19 protein-coding genes and 1 pseudogene are annotated in these 16,647 nt (G+C 43.7%); 3 read left to right on the top strand and 17 right to left on the bottom strand.

Annotation, left to right across the window (positions count from 1 at the left end):
- The first annotated feature begins 19 nt into the window (after positions 1 to 19).
- Both HUN04_22795 and HUN04_22790 read left to right on the top strand, forming a co-directional pair.
- Positions 20 to 886, top strand: a complete 867-nt coding sequence (locus tag HUN04_22795) for an IS3 family transposase (GenBank protein WDP92394.1) — start codon at positions 20 to 22, stop codon at positions 884 to 886.
- 258 nt (positions 887 to 1,144) lie between these two features.
- A complete protein-coding gene (locus tag HUN04_22790) occupies positions 1,145 to 1,456 on the top strand; it encodes a hypothetical protein (GenBank protein WDP92393.1) in 312 nt (103 codons plus the stop codon).
- Here HUN04_22790 and HUN04_22785 read toward each other — a convergent pair.
- From HUN04_22785 to HUN04_22725, 13 genes and pseudogenes are all read right to left on the bottom strand, one after another.
- Positions 1,427 to 2,893: pseudogene (locus tag HUN04_22785) on the bottom strand (response regulator). The gene HUN04_22790 and the pseudogene HUN04_22785 overlap by 30 nt on opposite strands.
- A gap of 105 nt (positions 2,894 to 2,998) precedes the next feature.
- Entirely contained in the window at positions 2,999 to 4,171 is a 1,173-nt protein-coding gene (locus tag HUN04_22780) for a PAS domain S-box protein (GenBank protein ID WDP92392.1), read from the bottom strand.
- A 499-nt stretch (positions 4,172 to 4,670) separates the two neighbouring features.
- Positions 4,671 to 5,069 (bottom strand): redoxin domain-containing protein, encoded by a 399-nt coding sequence (locus tag HUN04_22775; GenBank protein ID WDP92391.1) that lies wholly within the window; start codon positions 5,067 to 5,069, stop codon positions 4,671 to 4,673.
- A 69-nt stretch (positions 5,070 to 5,138) separates the two neighbouring features.
- Positions 5,139 to 5,390 (bottom strand): redoxin domain-containing protein, encoded by a 252-nt coding sequence (locus HUN04_22770; protein WDP92390.1) that lies wholly within the window; start codon positions 5,388 to 5,390, stop codon positions 5,139 to 5,141.
- Positions 5,391 to 5,460: 70 nt separating this feature from the next.
- Positions 5,461 to 5,985 carry a YeeE/YedE family protein gene (locus HUN04_22765; GenBank protein WDP92389.1) on the bottom strand — a complete coding sequence of 175 codons (525 nt, stop codon included), beginning with the start codon at positions 5,983 to 5,985 and terminating at the stop codon, positions 5,461 to 5,463.
- Positions 5,986 to 5,987: 2 nt separating this feature from the next.
- Complete coding sequence (locus HUN04_22760) at positions 5,988 to 6,509, bottom strand: YeeE/YedE family protein (protein WDP92388.1); 522 nt, start codon at positions 6,507 to 6,509, stop codon at positions 5,988 to 5,990.
- Between the two features lie 101 nt (positions 6,510 to 6,610).
- Positions 6,611 to 6,769, bottom strand: coding sequence for a rubredoxin (locus tag HUN04_22755; protein WDP92387.1), 159 nt, complete (start codon positions 6,767 to 6,769; stop codon positions 6,611 to 6,613).
- Positions 6,770 to 6,812: 43 nt separating this feature from the next.
- Positions 6,813 to 7,193 (bottom strand): desulfoferrodoxin, encoded by a 381-nt coding sequence (locus HUN04_22750; protein ID WDP92386.1) that lies wholly within the window; start codon positions 7,191 to 7,193, stop codon positions 6,813 to 6,815.
- Positions 7,194 to 7,240: 47 nt separating this feature from the next.
- Complete coding sequence (locus tag HUN04_22745) at positions 7,241 to 7,780, bottom strand: bacterioferritin (GenBank protein WDP92385.1); 540 nt, start codon at positions 7,778 to 7,780, stop codon at positions 7,241 to 7,243.
- 85 nt (positions 7,781 to 7,865) lie between these two features.
- Positions 7,866 to 9,029, bottom strand: coding sequence for a hypothetical protein (locus tag HUN04_22740; protein ID WDP92384.1), 1,164 nt, complete (start codon positions 9,027 to 9,029; stop codon positions 7,866 to 7,868).
- Positions 9,030 to 9,099: 70 nt separating this feature from the next.
- Positions 9,100 to 9,549 (bottom strand): MarR family transcriptional regulator, encoded by a 450-nt coding sequence (locus tag HUN04_22735; protein WDP92383.1) that lies wholly within the window; start codon positions 9,547 to 9,549, stop codon positions 9,100 to 9,102.
- A 204-nt stretch (positions 9,550 to 9,753) separates the two neighbouring features.
- Entirely contained in the window at positions 9,754 to 10,041 is a 288-nt protein-coding gene (locus HUN04_22730) for a hypothetical protein (GenBank protein ID WDP92382.1), read from the bottom strand.
- A 180-nt stretch (positions 10,042 to 10,221) separates the two neighbouring features.
- Positions 10,222 to 12,081, bottom strand: a complete 1,860-nt coding sequence (locus HUN04_22725) for a CHASE domain-containing protein (GenBank protein WDP92381.1) — start codon at positions 12,079 to 12,081, stop codon at positions 10,222 to 10,224.
- 415 nt (positions 12,082 to 12,496) lie between these two features.
- Between HUN04_22725 and HUN04_22720 the strand changes: the two genes are divergently transcribed.
- Entirely contained in the window at positions 12,497 to 13,810 is a 1,314-nt protein-coding gene (locus HUN04_22720) for an IS1380 family transposase (protein WDP92380.1), read from the top strand.
- Positions 13,811 to 14,880: 1,070 nt separating this feature from the next.
- On the opposite strand, the gene HUN04_22715 is transcribed toward HUN04_22720, so the two are convergent.
- The 4 genes from HUN04_22715 to HUN04_22700 are packed head-to-tail and all read right to left on the bottom strand — an operon-like array spanning position 14,881 to position 16,621.
- Positions 14,881 to 15,033, bottom strand: a complete 153-nt coding sequence (locus HUN04_22715; GenBank protein ID WDP92379.1) for a hypothetical protein — start codon at positions 15,031 to 15,033, stop codon at positions 14,881 to 14,883.
- Between the two features lie 14 nt (positions 15,034 to 15,047).
- The gene (locus HUN04_22710; protein WDP93379.1) at positions 15,048 to 15,428 is read right to left on the bottom strand and encodes a hypothetical protein; all 381 of its coding nucleotides are present in this window, start codon (positions 15,426 to 15,428) and stop codon (positions 15,048 to 15,050) included.
- Positions 15,421 to 15,627: a hypothetical protein gene (locus HUN04_22705; protein ID WDP92378.1), complete on the bottom strand. Its 207-nt coding sequence runs from the start codon at positions 15,625 to 15,627 to the stop codon at positions 15,421 to 15,423. Before HUN04_22705 ends, HUN04_22710 begins: the two co-directional genes overlap by 8 nt.
- Positions 15,628 to 15,667: 40 nt before the next feature.
- Positions 15,668 to 16,621 carry a DUF932 domain-containing protein gene (locus HUN04_22700; GenBank protein ID WDP93378.1) on the bottom strand — a complete coding sequence of 318 codons (954 nt, stop codon included), beginning with the start codon at positions 16,619 to 16,621 and terminating at the stop codon, positions 15,668 to 15,670.
- Positions 16,622 to 16,647 lie beyond the last annotated feature (26 nt).

Below are 16,647 nucleotides of genomic sequence, written 5' to 3'. Positions count from 1 at the left end.
CAGGAAAGCCGTACATACTATGACGGAACGGGGCCTTTCAGAATACAAAGCATGTCTGTTTTTGAAGATAAGTCGGTCAAGCTACAGATACCAAGCAAACCCAAGGGATGACACTGTTTTGGTTATCTGGCTAAGAACATTCTCTGGTAAGTATCCGAGGCATGGGTACCGCCAGGCCCATATGCAGTTGGTCAGATCCGGGATGATCATCAATCATAAGAAAGTCGAGCGGCTCTGGCAGGAACAAGGGCTGTGCGTGCCGAGGGTCAGGCGCAAGAGGCGGCGTGGCAAGGGGACAACGCTGCCAATATCAGCGAAGTATCCCAATCATGTATGGACCTATGATTTCATGGAAGATTCCTGCCTTGAAGGGCAGCGGCTGAGATTTTTAACGGTGGTTGACGAATATACACGAGAAAGCCTGGCAATCCACATTGATACCTCAATACCATCTTCACAGGTGAAAATCGTTTTGCAGATTCTATTTGCAACCCGTGGGGTTCCAACATACATCAGGAGCGATAATGGGCCTGAGTTTATTGCATATAAAATCCAGGACTGGCTCAAAGAGCAAGGGGTGAAAACCAAGTACATTGAGCCAGGCAAACCATGGCAGAATCCTTTTGGAGAAAGCTTTAACAGCCGGTTCAGAGACGAATGTCTGAATCAGGAGGTCTTCTATTCCGTCCCGGATGCCAGGGCAATCATAGAGACGTGGCGCCAGTACTACAACACGAAAAGATTGCATAGCAGCCTGGGATATCAGACACCGGAAAACATTAGAAAGGAATGGGAACAATCTTATATGGGGGCTCTGCCCCCAAGCCCCCGGGGTTTAACGCCTACGGGCCATCCGGATGGGCCAAAGGAAAAGGCCACGCTATGAACATGGCCCATCCGTATTGGCACCTGCCGCAGTGCTCGGGTCGCTCCCCAGCGTTGCCCTATCCCCTGGGCAGGTATTTGAAAAGTAGCAAAGGAAGTGGTACACAACAACAATATTTTGAAAATTCGGAGCCTTCCTAACATTGCGGGTTGTACTAAAGAAGGGGGCAAGTCACTGTTTCATCGATGAAACAACCGATTTTAAATGACGGTCAAGGCAACTGACAGATAATGGAGGGGGGCTACGCGGAGGATCTTGATGATTGTGACACTGCTATTCGGCAAAGATACAGAATTTACAATCTGTCTCAGAGGTAGGTTTGTCATGAACAAAATATTTGCCGAACCATTTCCTTTTCAGGCTGATGGACCTGTAGCGGAAAACCTTATTGGGAGAGCCTTTCTTGAGCAAGTTCTCCCCGTAGGTCCATTATTAAGGGGCAAGAATATATCGGGTAGCTGTGGGGATATTGGGAGGAGTTACTATCCCGGAATTATAGACACATTGGACACCCCAAAAGCGTTCTATATTGATGAATTCTTAATAATTTTCATCAAGTATTTCTCTTAATTTTACAGCGATGTCTTGTTTTGAAAACGGCTTACTTATAAAATTCAACCCTTCATCCAATATACCCCTATGTGCAATTACATTTGCAGTATATCCAGACATATATAGAATTTTCATGTCGGGCAGGGACTGAAGAATTTTCTCAGCAAGCTCACGTCCGTTCATTGACGGCATTACAACATCGGTTACCAGAAGATCAATTTTTTTATTGGAAGAATTACCAATTTGTATCGCTTCTTTCGGTGTGCTTGCCGTCAACACTGTATACCCCAGTCGTTCCAGCATTGTTTTTGTCACTTTGAGAATTGGCTTCTCATCCTCTACCAGGAGTATTGTCTCAAAACCTTCTTGGGATTTTTCTTTTACAACAGCAGGTCCCTCGTCCTGACATTTCTCGTGTCTTGGTATATATAATTTAAAGGTAGTTCCTTGTCCGGGTTCACTGTAAACATTAATAAATCCGTTGTTTTGCTTTATAATTCCATATACGGTTGCCAGCCCCAAGCCGGTTCCTTTTCCCCTCCCCTTGGTTGTAAAAAAGGGTTCGAACAGTTTATCGACCGTTTCTTTATCCATACCGCAGCCATTGTCACTGACAGCGATGAGGACAAACTCACCAGGCGTGAAACCCCGGTGCTCCCTGCAGTAATCATCATCTAAGCAGATATTGTCCGTTTCAATGGTAACTTTGCCGACATCTTCTATCGCGTCCCTTGCATTAACGCACAGATTGGCCAGTATCTGATCGATTTGAGACGTATCTATTTTAACCGACCATAAGTGCTCTTTAGGGCGCCATAACAAATCGATATCTTCTCCGATCAATCTTTTAAGCATCTTGAGCATGCCTTCAATTGTATGGTTAGGGTTAAGGATTATCGGAGCAATTGTTTGCTTTCGGGCAAAGGCAAGCAGCTGGCGGGTCAAATCGGCAGAGCGCTGAGCAGCTTTTTTGACCTCACAAACTTTTGAGAACAAGGGGCTGTCTTGGTCAATATCGTCCTGTACTAATTCAACATTGCCAAGAATAATACTGAGCATATTGTTAAAATCATGGGCCACACCACCGGCCAATCTTCCCACTGATTCCATTTTCTGCGCCTGGATCAGCTGGCCCTGAAGTTCTTCCTTATCTTTCTCAGCTTTTTTCTGTTCGGAGATGTCTCTGAATTCAACTGTTCTGACATCTTTTCCTTTGTAAGGGATATTACGAGCTTCCAGTTGGATCGGGAATTCATCTCCATTTTTGCGCAGACCAATCGCCTCATAAGGCTTTTCATAACCGGAAAGTATATTTTCCATAACCATTGATCTTGATTGCTCGGCAATCAGCAGGAGACCATCCATTCCGGTCAATTCATCAGCTGAATACCCTGTCATTTCTGACAATCCCTGGTTGAACTCCAAAATAATACCCTTGTCATGAATGGCTATGCCGCCGAAAGAGGCATTGTGAAGAGCCTTGAACCGTGCTTCGCTTTCCAGGAGAGAGCCCTCAGCGGCTTTTCGATCAGTGATATCATGATAATTTCCAAGGATACCTCAAATATCAGGGTCATTGATCAGGTTGGTCCCGATGAATTCTATCCATTTATAAATACCATCTTTGCATTTGTATCTGCATTCTGTTTTTCTAACCGAATCCGGTTCCTTCATTAGGGTCTGAAAAAACAATTGTGTCGATGGAAGATCATCCGGGTGTATATTTTCCCATGTGCTTTTGCCCACAACTTCCTCGGGCTTCCAGCCGAACAGTTTTTCTATATTCGGACTTTTATATCGATTTGTGCCCTCCTTGTCTATAATGACAATCACGTCCCCTATGTTGGTAAACATTTTCTGTTTCAAGGCTTCACTTTGCTGGATGGTTTCCTCTGCCTGTCTGCGGTCAGTGATATCTGTTACAATACCCTCAATGGCAATCAATCCTCCTTTTTTATCCCATATGCCGACGTTTCGTTGGTGAATCCACCTTGTTTGATCTCCTTCAAAAAGGATTTTGTATTCGTAACTGGGGTCTAACTCTCCTTTCAACAGCAGTTGCCATTTTTCTTTAAAATATTCATGAAAATCTGGATGGATAATATCCTGGATTAAAATCGGATTGGCATACCAGCTCTCCGGAGGAAAGCCGAATATCGTTTCTGAGGCGGGGCTGACATATTCATATTCCCCGTCTGGCAAGGACATCCGATAGATCATGTCTTTTGCATTTTCTGTTAGCCTGCGGTACTTTTCTTCGTTGCTTTTTAGTTCGTTTCGCGTTTTTTGAAAATAGACTATCAACATTCCCAAAGCGACAATGAACGCAAGGACTGCTCCTATGAGATATCCCCAGGGAGCAAACCAGACTAAAGGTCTTAAAAAGGGATAGTCCAACTTGTGAACACCCCATAAGATAAATGCGATACCAACAATTGCGTTCTCTTTTTGTTCCAGATTTTTTGATTTAAGAAACAGTACACCTGTTGAAATATAAATTAAGGCTAAAAATGAAAATGTAGGTAACGTGATTAAAAGGAAGGAAAAGTTCTGTAGAATACTGATAATGATCCATCCAACAGTAACAACTGAAAGATAAATCCAGACTTTTGGAAATTTTTTATTAATATAGCAATATGTTCCCCATAAAAGCACTATGCCGCTTACAAGTGTGGTTATCTGATTACCAATCAAGAAAAAAGGGCTTTGATACCTTTTAATCAAGCACAGCATAAAAAGGAATCTCGTGCTATAAATCGCCCAGCTTAACGTCCAGATCCCTAAATATCTTTTATGATCCGTCAGGTATAGATAAAAGTAAGTGAACGATAGAATGATCGTTCCGATCATTGTAGCGATGACTGATGGAAACAACCAGGACATAGGCTCCGTTATCAATTCTTTTATAGGCGATTTTAGCTAATTATGGCCAACATGTTTGATAACCATACTAAGAATACGAATTAGTTACAAATATTTTGTTTAAGGCTCCTTACTGAATTACTTGTAAGCACAATATGGAATTGAGCCAGAATATTTTCAATCCCCTTCAATAGAAACGCCAGTCCCCGGTAGGTTTTTCTGGACAATAGAGTTTTTCCATAGACAGATTGGACACTCTATTTCATTCTTAAATTGTCTACCATGCGTGCTCAATCGTAGAAATCATAAAGGGGGCAAAACTAAACTTGCCAGATTCAGCATGCCCCCTTGGTAAATATTTGTTATCGCTTTAATCAAAAGCCATTTCTGTTTTCCACTCTTTCCATACATTGCCAACCAGATCAGGTCCTGGTTTCAGCGTTTTTTTCCCGGGTTTCCAGCCAGACGGGGTCGCCTCACCCCCTTTGGTTTCCCTGACAAGCTGGAAGGCCTGTACCTGGCGGATGGTTTCAGATACGTTACGCCCCACTGGCGGCGTCAGCACCTCATAACCCTGAAGCACACCATCGGGGTCGATGATAAAACGGCCTCGGTTTTCCACCCCGGCCGCTTCATTGAACACCCCATACAATCGACCGATTTTACCACCGGCATCGGACAACATGGGAAAGGGTATCCCTCCTTCAACCATCTTGGATAATTCGTGGTCATCCCACATTTTGTGAACGAACATGCTGTCAATACTCATTGAAAGAACCTCAACACCAAGCTTCTGAAGTTCCGCATATTTTTCGGCGACCGCCGAAATTTCAGTTGCTCAGACAAAAGTGAAATCACCCGGGTAAAAACACAGCAATGTCCACTTACCCAAGGAGTCGGACAGGTTGACATTGATAAAATTTCCCTTCTGGTATCCTGGCGCTACGAAATCCGGCACTTTTTCTCCCAAGGTGATCATTGGTCTCTCCTTTTCAATTGGTTTGCTTTTTTCCTCTGCGTCCTTTTCTACCGGTTCTCCTACCGGCCCTCCGGTTGGTCGGGCACACCCGACTTCTGCTTCTTCCGACATACATGCCTCCTTTGGTTGATTCCCGCAATAGCATATATCTGCTTGCAGGATAGTTGTTTTAGAATACTGCTTAGAGTTTTTTCTGTTCAAAAAAACGGAACAACAGGATAGCACCCACCGCAAAAACAAGAATCACGATCCAATGACTGATACCCAGGACCTGGGGCAGGGTTATTTTGCCATAATTCCCCAATGGAATAATGGCAGACTTCATCATGGGATATGCCCAGGCGTATAATGCGCCTCCAAGCAGCATTCCCAATATCCCCCACAACCCGTCGATCCGGCCCTCTCCAAGGGCGCCGACTGCGGTTCCGGGACAATATCCCAAAAGCCCCCATCCAACACCGAACAGGGCGCCGCCGACTAACTGGGCACCAACGGAGGTTGATTTAATACTGAGCTGAACCACGCCCATATCTTTGAGCAGGTAAATACCGACTGCTGCAACAACGATGGCGCTGAGCATGAATTTCAAAATGGTCATATCCAGTAATCTTAGGGCACCAACCTGCTTATCATACCTTAGTACATGTCCTTTCTGCAGCAGGAAACCAAACAGAATTCCGGTGATTATGCCGTAAACCAAACTCATTATTATTTCCTTTTATAGAGTAAATTGGCAGACACCAGGCCGCCTATAAAAAAAGCAGCCAGGGCGATAAACCCGCTGACGGAAAGCTGAGCCAGACCGCTCATGCCGTGACCGCTGGGTCAGCCGCCGGCCAGGCGGGCACCGAACAGGGCAACGACACCACCAAAAAACGCTACTGATGCCCGTTTTATCGGACTATTTCCGAAGTGTTCCTGCCACATGTCGGGAACTGCCTGCCACTTAAAATCGTTGGACAGCTTGGCCGCTGCAAAGGCACCCAGTCCAATGCCGATAACGAACATTAACTGCCAGTTGGGCAGTGAACCGGGACCGTATTTTCCTTTCTTGGCTGTAAAGTACGCAATGGTTGATGTATCGATGCCGATGGTCTGTTCCACAACCGATGCGCTGCGGGCAAAGGTGGTGGATGCACCGAAAAAATGATCGCCGATCCACACTGACAAAATCAGCAGGATACCGGTCAGACCACCAGCGATATATGGATTCCAGGTTTGTTTTGTCATCTGACCTCCTTTTTTGATGCCAAAAGAAGGCATCTTCATTAAATCCGTAAGAAATGGTCCGTCAGGCTTAAACCTGAACGGATGCATTTTTTAAGGTGGGGTTAAGCTTTATCGAAATCTTCTTTTCCAGCGCCGCATACCGGGCAGACCCAGTCTTCGGGAAGATCATCGAATGATGTGCCAGGTGCTATGTTATTATCAGGATCACCTTTTTCAGGGTCATATACATAACCACACAATGTGCATTCATACTTTTCCATGAAATATCTCCATATCGATTTTTAATGTGCAAACAACTATAGTTTAAGCTTTCCACAGGCCGTGAAGGTTGCAGTATTCCCTTGCAACAACTTTGTCAGCCTCTGTTTTAAATACTGCCTTTGGCGCATCGGAAGGCGACAGGAATTTTCTTTGAATCAGGGTTCCTTCATCTGTGATCAATTCTACCCACTGAATATAATGTTCTGGCGTCATGGGATGATCAACGGAACCCACCTTAACCAGATATCCGCCGTCAATTTTTTCAACGACTGGAACATGTTTTTCCTGGGCTGCATCCACCGTGTTTGAAACCAGTTTTGTCATGGATTGTCCGCAGCACATGACGGGTGGTTTCTCTGCGTGAAGTACCTGGACAATATTTCCGCACTTTTCACATTTGTATATCCCGTATTTTTCTGCCATTTACATTTCCTCCTTTATTAGTTTTTATGGTTCTGTAAAGACCGAGACTACTCTGCGTCTTCACCTACAGTAAAACCGCTTTTTCCCAGGCCTGTGGATGAAGACGTTCCTGCAATCTTGGCAAGATAGTTGCCGCCTAAATTTTCGATATGTCCCTGGACACTGTCGAAATAATTAAAATGGCTTTGTTCCTCATCAATGATTTGTTCAAAAATTTTCACACTGATGCTGTCGCCGTTTTCACGGCAGACCAGTGCAAACTGGTTGTAGATATCAATGGTGTCGTCTTCCAGAATGGAATCAAAAGAAAAAATTTTCTCAACGGACTGGCCCCTGTCAACCTTGCCCTCAAATCCGGTTACCGGCTCGCCCCCAAGCTCCTTGATCCTTTCGGCAAACATCTCGGCATGTCGCATCTCGTCAATGGCAATGAGTTTAATCTTGGCGGCCAGTTCGCCGTAATCCATATCATCTAGGTTGTAATGCTGATTCATATACTGGGAAATTGCCTGTAATTCCATTCCACGGGCCTGATTCAATACGTCAATAACGTTTTTCCTGCGTTGCTCTTTGGTTGTTTTTTCCATACAAATTTCCTTTATGGTAATCTTTTCGATTATGGTTGTTGTGAATGGCACCATGACTGTTCATATGTGCCAAGAAATCCTATTTTTAATTATACCTAAGCTGCTTTCGTGCAAGCCGGATCAACAGCCAGCCTGTAAGGCCCTGTAGAACAATCAGCCCAAAAGAAAGCACCATATATGTATACCCAAATTTTGTTATTACTGCGCTTGCCGTGATCACTTTATTCAAAACAAAATGGCCCATAACGACAAAGGCGACACCCGGGCAGATCAGCGCAAGGGTTACCGGTGTGTCCTCCTCATGGTTGAGCAGGGTTTTAAAGTAATTCATTCGCTTCATGACCGACCATCCTAAAAGAAAGAATACAATCTGAATGGAAAAAATAATGGCAAGCAAAATAAAATCCGAGGCGCCATGCCCCAGTTCGAGGGTATGCAGGCCATGGCTCAACCGCATTACTGCAATACCTGCGGTTGTTAATATCGGTATCACCACCCATAGTGTGGGCAGGGAGGATCGGGATACCCCTTGTTTGATCATGTCGTTCATGCCGATAATTAATTTGATCAAGCCTAAAAACAGCGCTCCTGTGGTAAAGAAAATTGACAGCAGATAGCTGGCCCCGATAACGATAGCGTTCTGGCTCATTGCCGCAGGCGCCGCCAGCCCGACCCCCACCATTGCAAAGGCAAAGCTGGGCAGCATCTGGCTAAGTGAGTTGTTGGCGGTGTGGTCGAAACTGCCGCGTTGCAGGACAAGGCTGAAAAAATCCAGATAAATCCTGCTGGCCCACACACCGATGATGGTGAACATAAATATGGAGACGGGAAAAAGCCACTCAATGACATTCCATAAACCCGGGGCCAAAATGGCTGCAAGAATAAAACAGACATTGATGCTCATGGCATAGGTCAAAGGCATGGCCATAAGCTGGGTGTGGGCGTTGGTTCCGATGATTTCTTTTTGTCCCCCGCTGGCCTTGAAAATCCGGTATTGAGCAAAATTTAAATACAGCCACCTGAAATGCAGCCAGGCAAAAATAATAATGCCGGCAAGCCCGATAAGAACCATACCTTTGCCTGCGGCACCTGCCTTTTGTACATAGGAGATCCAGTCTTCGTAAACGGGAATCGGCCGCCCCGGATGGGGAATCCAGAATAGAAAATACATAAAAAACGTAACCGCCATTCCCCCTGCGCCCAACGATGCCAAAAAGTGTAATGCAGACCAGTTATTTATTTGTTTCAAACTCAACCCCTTGTTTTAGTTTTGTGTTAAATTCGTTAGAATGTTAACTAACTCATGAAAAAATTTTAAATTACGTTTTTATGTTTTCAGTAATTTTTTTAACAATATGTTTTAACACCGCCATATTTTCCATGGAAATTTCCCGGCTCATGTATGTAATATTCTCTTTTGCCAACGGAATAAGCTTGTTTAGCAATAATCTTCCGTTGTCAGTAAGATATACAAGATTAGCTCGTCTATCGTCAGGGTCCACCCTGCGAATCACATAGCCGCCTGTTTCAAGTTTTTGAATTAAATTCAGTGCAGAAACCTTGCTTCGATCATACCGGTCTGCAAGCTTCTGTTGTGATATGCCGTCTTCCTGTGCCAGATGTACAAGAATTATCCACTGCTCATTGGTAACATTAAAACCTGCATCACGGAATCGTTTATTCAGGCTCTCTTTCATATATTTGACGCAGGTACACATCATCATGGGAAAAGAGTCATTAACATTAAATGTTTCATCGGATTTTGACATATGGTTCACATACTAACTAAATAGTTTTGAACACTAATATAACTTCCCTGACAATAAAAAGTCAATCATTCGGTTTTGATAAAAACACTATATTTCCCCGATGTTGTCAAACAGAGAGCAGCGTGATTGTATCATAACGTATCCAGCAATGCCTTAAGGTTCCTGATATCTTTTTCGTTCAGATGGCCCATGACGATATCCGCATCATTGATCCAAAACGGAACATTTTTTGCTGTACTTTCTCGAGAACAATAGAGTTGGCCTGACCTTGGCTGCTGAAGGTTCACTGAATACTGGCTTATCGGTGGGGAGCTTTGCATTGGTTATACCATCCTTGATAGCTGCCAGGTGGGCATTTGTTAAGTTTTTTCTGTAAATAAAAACAAGTAAAATACTCAAAGGTGAAAGGCGTTGAATAATGGTATGAAAAAGTTCCATTTGAAGGTCTGCGGTCCCCACCAATAACTGATCAAGTACACATGCCACCAACATAGGCATTTCCCGGGCAATTCATATAAAAGTCCCAGCGATTATTTCCCAAAGATCTAAATTCTGTCGGGATTCTGGTTTTTCAAAGGGGATTGCATAATCCTAATCCCCCACAATAGAAACGCCAGTACTTAGTGGAACTTTAGGGGCAATAAGTTTTTTTCATAGACAGAGTGGTCGCCCTCACCTTCTGATTTTTTTTTCATCGTAGCAAGACTTATCAATATCTATAATTTCGCTTTTCAAGTATGGTTTGGACTGATAATGGGTAATCCCCATAATCTTGCGCATCAGTATAGCCATTCGTTTGATGCTGACCTGGATATTTGTGAGTGCTTTATACTTGGAATCGCTGCTTTCAATGTTCATCATGAGTATTTCAGAAGAACCGGATATTACCTGTAACGGCTGGTTCAGTTCGTGACAGATAGCTCCGGCCATTTCTAATACACCCTGGAGCTTTTCTTGTTCAAGCAGCATCCTCTCTTGTTCTTTTTGCCGTGTGATATCCTGGATCACGCCTTCAACCTTACATGGCTTGCCTGTATTATCTTTTCGAAGTTTTGCTATTGATCTGATACTTTTTTGTTTTGACCCGCTAACTGGATGGATTTCAAATTCAAGATCATATGGTCTGTTGTTTTCTATCAGATCCATAAGTGCTTGATGAATCCTTTCTCTATCCGGAATACATTTTTTGACTTCATCTATTGTGAAATTTTTACTTTCAGTATTAAATCCAAAAATGCGTTTTGCTTCATCAGATCCCCAAAAAATTTCTGTTACGAGATCAAATTCCCAATTCCCTACCTGGCCCAATCGCTGAGCGCTCTTGTATCGTTGCTCACTTTTATGCAACTCCATCTCAGCCTGTTCACGTTCCATGATTTCTTTTCTTAATTCGATATTCGCCTTTTTCAGGTCCCCTGTCGTATTTGCCAGATTGATTGCTTGGTTGTGCGACTTGGCTAAAGACAATACCATGCCAAATAACAGCAGGCTGATGGTGATGCCAAGCAATAAGATGAAGTTCATGGAGCCAGTCTCGATGTTTTCCTCGAAATATTTAGAGGAAATAAAAGATAAAAGCCAATGATGGCCGGCATATGTCAGGATTGATTGTTCAGTGGCAAAATGGCTACCTTCAGGGGCGTTGTGAGGTTCTTCCTTGGCATCAGTTCTATATAGCAGGGCTTCTTTAAGTGGCTTCTCGCCATCAAAAATCTGAAGGTTGACATATCTCCCTTTTTCTTTCAATATGCCTTTCATGAAATCATTCATCCGAAAAGGACTATAAACATATCCTATTAGCGCATCATGCCTATGTTCCGGGGTTTCCAACGGTTTTCCTTTGCGGTAAATCGCCAAGTAAATGAGAAAACCCGCCTGTATATCCTTGACCGTTTCCTGGACCAGGGTGACCTTACCACTTAAGGCAGCTATTCCGGTGTCACGGGCTCTGATCATGGCTTCTTTACGAGTGGGTTCGGAAAACATGTCATAGCCGAAAGCCCGCTGATTTCTCCAATCAAATGGCTCCAGGAAGATAATCGAGGTGTATTCCGGTCGGTCCCCTTCGGGTTTGATGGTATATTGATGGAAACCCTCACTGCGAATCTGACGAAGGTGAGCCTCCTTTTCTGAAGGAAGAATTTGTTTGGAAAAACCGACCCCTTGAATTCCCGGATAATATTTATTAATCTGCAACTTTGTTACATAGGTTCGCCACTCCTCCCGAGATACTTCATCGGAAGCCTCAAAAAGACCGCTCCCCCCTCGAAGGAGAAATTCATAGGCCTGAAGGCGCTCATAGATTCCTGCTTCTATTGTTTTGACCCGAAAATTAAAACGTGCTTGAGCCCTTTTGATTGCTTCTCCCCTGACGAAATACCAGGCGTTGAAAGTGATCAGCAAAGACGGTAACAGAACAATCCAGGCGCTCCATCTGCTTATAAGGCCAAGACGATGAAAAGTCGAAAATATACCAGCAGTCCGAGTAGAAATCTGACCAGAAAGTTCCAGTGTATTCTTATCTTGGGTCATCAAGGTTCCTTTTATTTAACCACAATTTGTAATCAAATAATTTTCTTTAACCTGGCCAGGCTCTCTACTCCCCTTCCCGCAAAATTTGCTTTTTCCCAATAAGATGGATTCTCATTGGAAGCCTGACAATGATTATATTGATGCGGATGTTATCAAAAAACATGGTTGCAAATCAACATCCGAGCGTTTATACATTCTTTCCTCCATAATTGTTCAAATGTTTAACAATTACAAATTGTATTTGCAAAATTCCCTAAGAAGAACGTTATGTTAAAACACCAGAAAATACAAAAAATTTTAACCCAGATTCTGCATTTCTAATTTGATATTGCTCTAAAAAGAGCACCCTTTTATAATGATCTTGGAGAGTTAAGCGCAGACTGCCTGCGAAAAACAGATCACCAAAAGGGTGCATATGAAACATACCAGAAAAGGTAGGAATCGGAAAGTATTCAAACAGGGATCGGCTCATATTACTTTCACAGGAAAATCAGTAACTGCCAACGCCGGGATGGCAATGGTCAGCCGAGGATTCCAAGCATTCCATATCCCAGAACAATTGGAAGCCGCCACAGCAGATCTTGATCAGAATAAACGCTATCCGACACATGAGCTTTTACAGCAACTGATAGCCTTGAGAATTATAGGCGGAGAAGCGATTCAGGACGTCCGCTTGTTGGAGGAGCCTGCCATGAAAAGGATGTTTCAATGGAAACACATTGTCCATCCTACGTCTTATGGCCGGAGGCTGAAAACAATGACATGGCAACATAACTTGAACCTGGAAAAAATCAGCACTCACTTGAGTTCCCTTGTTGCCAAACCCGGCAAGAAATTTATAACTGTCGACTCATCGGTCTGTACTGTACATGGCCAGAAGGTTGAAGGCGCAGACACCGGATACAATCCGCATAAACCAGGGCGAAACAGCTACCATCCCTTGCTGGCGGTTGATATCAACTCAAGAGCTGTCATTGACGGATACCTCCGACCCGGTTCATGCGCTTCCAACGATGGCCTTGATGGTTTTGTCCGCAAAATTGTTTCAGAAGCGGATCTGCCTGCAGAAGATATTATATTCCGTTTCGATAAGGGTCTTACATCCGGTTCGATTCTCGATACCATTGAGGAACTGGGAGCTGGATATGTGGCCAAAGCAAAATTGTCCTCGACCATCATGGGTCAAATATCACGGATCAAAAATTGGCGAAGTATTGGTAATGGTCACTTTGCTGCAAATTTTTATCGCAGGCTTTCTGGCTGGTCCCGTTCAAGAAGATTTGCAGTAATTGAGCGCAATCTGCCAACCACTAAACCCAGTGAACAAATGCTGCTTTTCAATATCCTTGAAGGACGCTATGAGGTAGTTGTCACCAATCTCCGGCTTAAAGCGGAGAACATTTGGCGCCAGTACAACAAGGGCGCAATTGTTGAGCAGGTAATCGAAGAAATTAAAAATGATTTTGCTGCCGCTTGCATTCGCACCAATGAGTTCTGGGCAAACGATGCTTTGTTCCAGACCGGGCTGATTGCGTATAACCTACTTAACTGTATCAAGGCTCTGGCTCTACCCAAATGGTTGCGGGCAGCACGAATAAAACGGCTTGGTTTTCTTCTTATTCATCTGCCTGCCAATATAGTCGTCAGAGGCCGTCAGTTCTGGATAAAACTCAAACGAGACCATCCTATGAGGTTAATTTTTTATCGGGCCATGAAGGCCCTGGCGTAGAACCTATTGAAATTTGATTGATAAGCTGTGGATAAGTGCGCCAGATATTCATCAGAAATTCTGATTAGGAGACTGGAATCTACTTCTGGTCCTCTGGTTTTATCAAAAATCCAATGCCATTTTGCTTAACGGAAGTATTTCCTCATTTTGGAACGGATTTTTCACTGTTGTTGATGTCTGATGCAGAATCTGGGTTTAATGATTTGATCCGGTTTGTTCCTGAGCAATTATGGTATGATTCTCCCCCAATAGCATTGACAAAAGGGACGATCACTACTTTGGAAGTGTATCTGTTGAACCTTGAATAAGGGAGTGAGTACTTCTTTTTCCAGTTCCCTCTCCAGCCAGAATATAATGGTTTTGGTGTTTCATCGATGAAACAAAGATTTAATACTCCTCGGATCAGTTCACATTAGGGTTTCAATGTAACTGGCTGTATGATTTGTTTCTTTGAGTTAGGGTGAACACGTTAGAACAGGTGAACACATAAGAACACAGGTTGGGGGTAATTTCAAAATAAATTCTCATATAGCTAAAAACTGAAAGTACGTGTTCTATAGTGTTCTACCTGTTCTACTTTAAAAATGCTAATCCTCAAAGAACCCTTCCAACAGTACCTTTCAGCCCTAACACTCACTGCCTCCACAACCCTGGCTACGTGTTCACCCTGAACATATACCAATGGATAAATTGATTGCGTCAGCGTTTCAACGATGAAACACTTTTCCAATTCAATAGCGCTGGCCGGGGTATTGACCGCAGCAGTTTTTTTGAGCCGGACCAATGAATCATCCTGGAAATATCTGTGATCAAGTGTCCAGGTTAACATATTGTAATTAAAGAAGTATTGTAAAACACCAGTACCTCCCATCACCAGCACCCACCCAACAAAACGGAAATGGGGAATGAGTGCAGCAGAATCAAGAGACTGAATGGAGCGGATGCTGATAGGGGAAAAGATGCAGGGTTAAGTGTTGTGCAGAACTAATTTGGAAGGCACTGGTGGTGGATGGGGTACTGAGTGGCTTGGGTACTGGTAAGGTGAAATACTACGATTACGGTATATTACACTATGCTATACCACCATTACCACTATCTTCATTTTCCTGATCCAGTTCATTCTCCAGCCGACGGCGTTCCCGATCTTCATCAGCTAATTCTTCACTGAGACCACCAGCGAGGCCAATATCAAGCCAGTCAAACTCATCAAAAAAATCAAACATGTTAGCCTCCTCTATTAAAAAGGTATACTGGATTTGTCGTCGGTGATAACCGAGGGCTCATCTAATGGAAGGAATACGGCATTGTCTGGTAAACGCTTACGGAACCGATCAGGAATTTCACCTTGGCACCATAAATTATTCGTTTCGATGATCCGGCCATCAAAGAATTGGATTATAAACTTACGGCCACCAAACCCCCTTAGACCATCAGTTTCAGCCCGTATAATATAATGGCTTCCGTCAATGATAGCCCTTCTTTCAGCCATGAAGTCAGGATACTCCATTTTACACAGCCAAAACGAGCAGTCGTAACAATTATTCCGCAGATACGCTTCTGAGGCCAGGTGCCGGGTATAAGATTTTTCGCAGCACTCGCAGGTATATGTTTTAGCCATTTTCATGACCTCCTTGATTCAGGCCATGAATATCTTCAAGGTTTTTGCGGCACTTTCCGCATAACCCATGCGATGTCATGACGCCATCCTTTGCCAAAGCCAGGCTATACTTTGTTTTCGAGCATTCTTTTTCAGAAATAAGTGAATTACACCACGCACACACAATACGAAATTGAAACTTCATGTCTTCCTCCTTCATTTTTTAAACCTTCTGTTATGATTGGGTCAGATAATTGGATTTAGGGTTTGACCAGGGACAGGATCTGGCCCCCGGCTTTCTCGAATTTATAGACATCCGCTGTGCTCAATCCTTCTGATTTGGCTGCGGCGGTGAATGCATTGAGAACGTGGAAAAGAGTATCACCAGGTTCCTGCTCAAAAGATTTCTTGACGATATCAGCATCATTTTGAGAAAGGCCAAAACGCCTGCTGAATGTGTCAATGGAAGCAATGGGGTGCTCAACATGAGACTGGCGGGATAATTTGAACTCCTCCTGATTACGGATGGACCCGTCAATTACACCTGACAGGGTTTCAGGAAAATTCTCCAATCCCCGGTTACTGATGTGTTTGAATTTAGATACCTTCTGGGCAACAGAAATCAGGCCATTGGTGCAAACCAGACGATAGAAGAAAGCCTCAATGCTGAAAGCGATCAAGCCAACTTCACTATTGGTAAAAGCAATGCCTGGAACAATTTCATCTATAGGACCGTCGTGGCTGGAATTGACACCGAATGTTCTGTCAAACTCTGGAATTTTAAGCAGGAACATCCCATGGTCCAGGGAGAACTGAACCTGCATATATGGCTTGAAGCCCTGCTCGATGATTTGGGCCAGGATTTCCATGTTATCCAGGGGTTGGTATCGTTCAGTAAATACAGCACGAAGTGTATCTCCATTGAACCTGCAAAAGAACGTGTCCCGGCGTTGGCACTCCTTCTCAATCCAGTAATTCAGATTGCGGGCCTGTAAATCTTCAGGGCACCGGGACAGATACGAATATGGCACCCGAAGTCGATTGGACAAAAGGCGCTGAGCCGTGGGGGCAACATCTATCTGCTTGCCGGAAACCCACATTTTCTTCAGACTATCGAACTCCATCTCATGCACTGGCATGACTTCATCAAAGTGGTTGATTGAATCCTGATGGACTTCATTGATAACGGTTTCGAGTGTTGTGATCATGGTAATTCTCCTTTGTTGATTGATTTGATAGA

This window comes from Desulfobacter sp. (genome assembly GCA_028768525.1).
GTDB lineage: Bacteria > Desulfobacterota > Desulfobacteria > Desulfobacterales > Desulfobacteraceae > Desulfobacter.
This window is presented reverse-complemented; position numbering and strand designations above follow the sequence as displayed.

Coding starts and splice junctions, on each gene's coding strand:
- HUN04_22790 (WDP92393.1), top strand. CDS start 1,145: ATGATTGTGACACTGCTATTCGGCAAAGATACAGAATTTACAATCTGT.
- HUN04_22780 (WDP92392.1), bottom strand. CDS start 4,171: ATGCTGTGCTTGATTAAAAGGTATCAAAGCCCTTTTTTCTTGATTGGT.
- HUN04_22710 (WDP93379.1), bottom strand. CDS start 15,428: ATGGCTAAAACATATACCTGCGAGTGCTGCGAAAAATCTTATACCCGG.
- HUN04_22720 (WDP92380.1), top strand. CDS start 12,497: ATGAAACATACCAGAAAAGGTAGGAATCGGAAAGTATTCAAACAGGGA.
- HUN04_22765 (WDP92389.1), bottom strand. CDS start 5,985: ATGAGTTTGGTTTACGGCATAATCACCGGAATTCTGTTTGGTTTCCTG.
- HUN04_22775 (WDP92391.1), bottom strand. CDS start 5,069: ATGAGTATTGACAGCATGTTCGTTCACAAAATGTGGGATGACCACGAA.
- HUN04_22750 (WDP92386.1), bottom strand. CDS start 7,193: ATGGCAGAAAAATACGGGATATACAAATGTGAAAAGTGCGGAAATATT.
- HUN04_22705 (WDP92378.1), bottom strand. CDS start 15,627: ATGAAGGAGGAAGACATGAAGTTTCAATTTCGTATTGTGTGTGCGTGG.
- HUN04_22730 (WDP92382.1), bottom strand. CDS start 10,041: ATGTTGGTGGCATGTGTACTTGATCAGTTATTGGTGGGGACCGCAGAC.
- HUN04_22795 (WDP92394.1), top strand. CDS start 20: ATGACGGAACGGGGCCTTTCAGAATACAAAGCATGTCTGTTTTTGAAG.
- HUN04_22745 (WDP92385.1), bottom strand. CDS start 7,780: ATGGAAAAAACAACCAAAGAGCAACGCAGGAAAAACGTTATTGACGTA.
- HUN04_22770 (WDP92390.1), bottom strand. CDS start 5,390: ATGTCGGAAGAAGCAGAAGTCGGGTGTGCCCGACCAACCGGAGGGCCG.
- HUN04_22725 (WDP92381.1), bottom strand. CDS start 12,081: ATGACCCAAGATAAGAATACACTGGAACTTTCTGGTCAGATTTCTACT.
- HUN04_22755 (WDP92387.1), bottom strand. CDS start 6,769: ATGGAAAAGTATGAATGCACATTGTGTGGTTATGTATATGACCCTGAA.
- HUN04_22715 (WDP92379.1), bottom strand. CDS start 15,033: ATGTTTGATTTTTTTGATGAGTTTGACTGGCTTGATATTGGCCTCGCT.
- HUN04_22735 (WDP92383.1), bottom strand. CDS start 9,549: ATGTCAAAATCCGATGAAACATTTAATGTTAATGACTCTTTTCCCATG.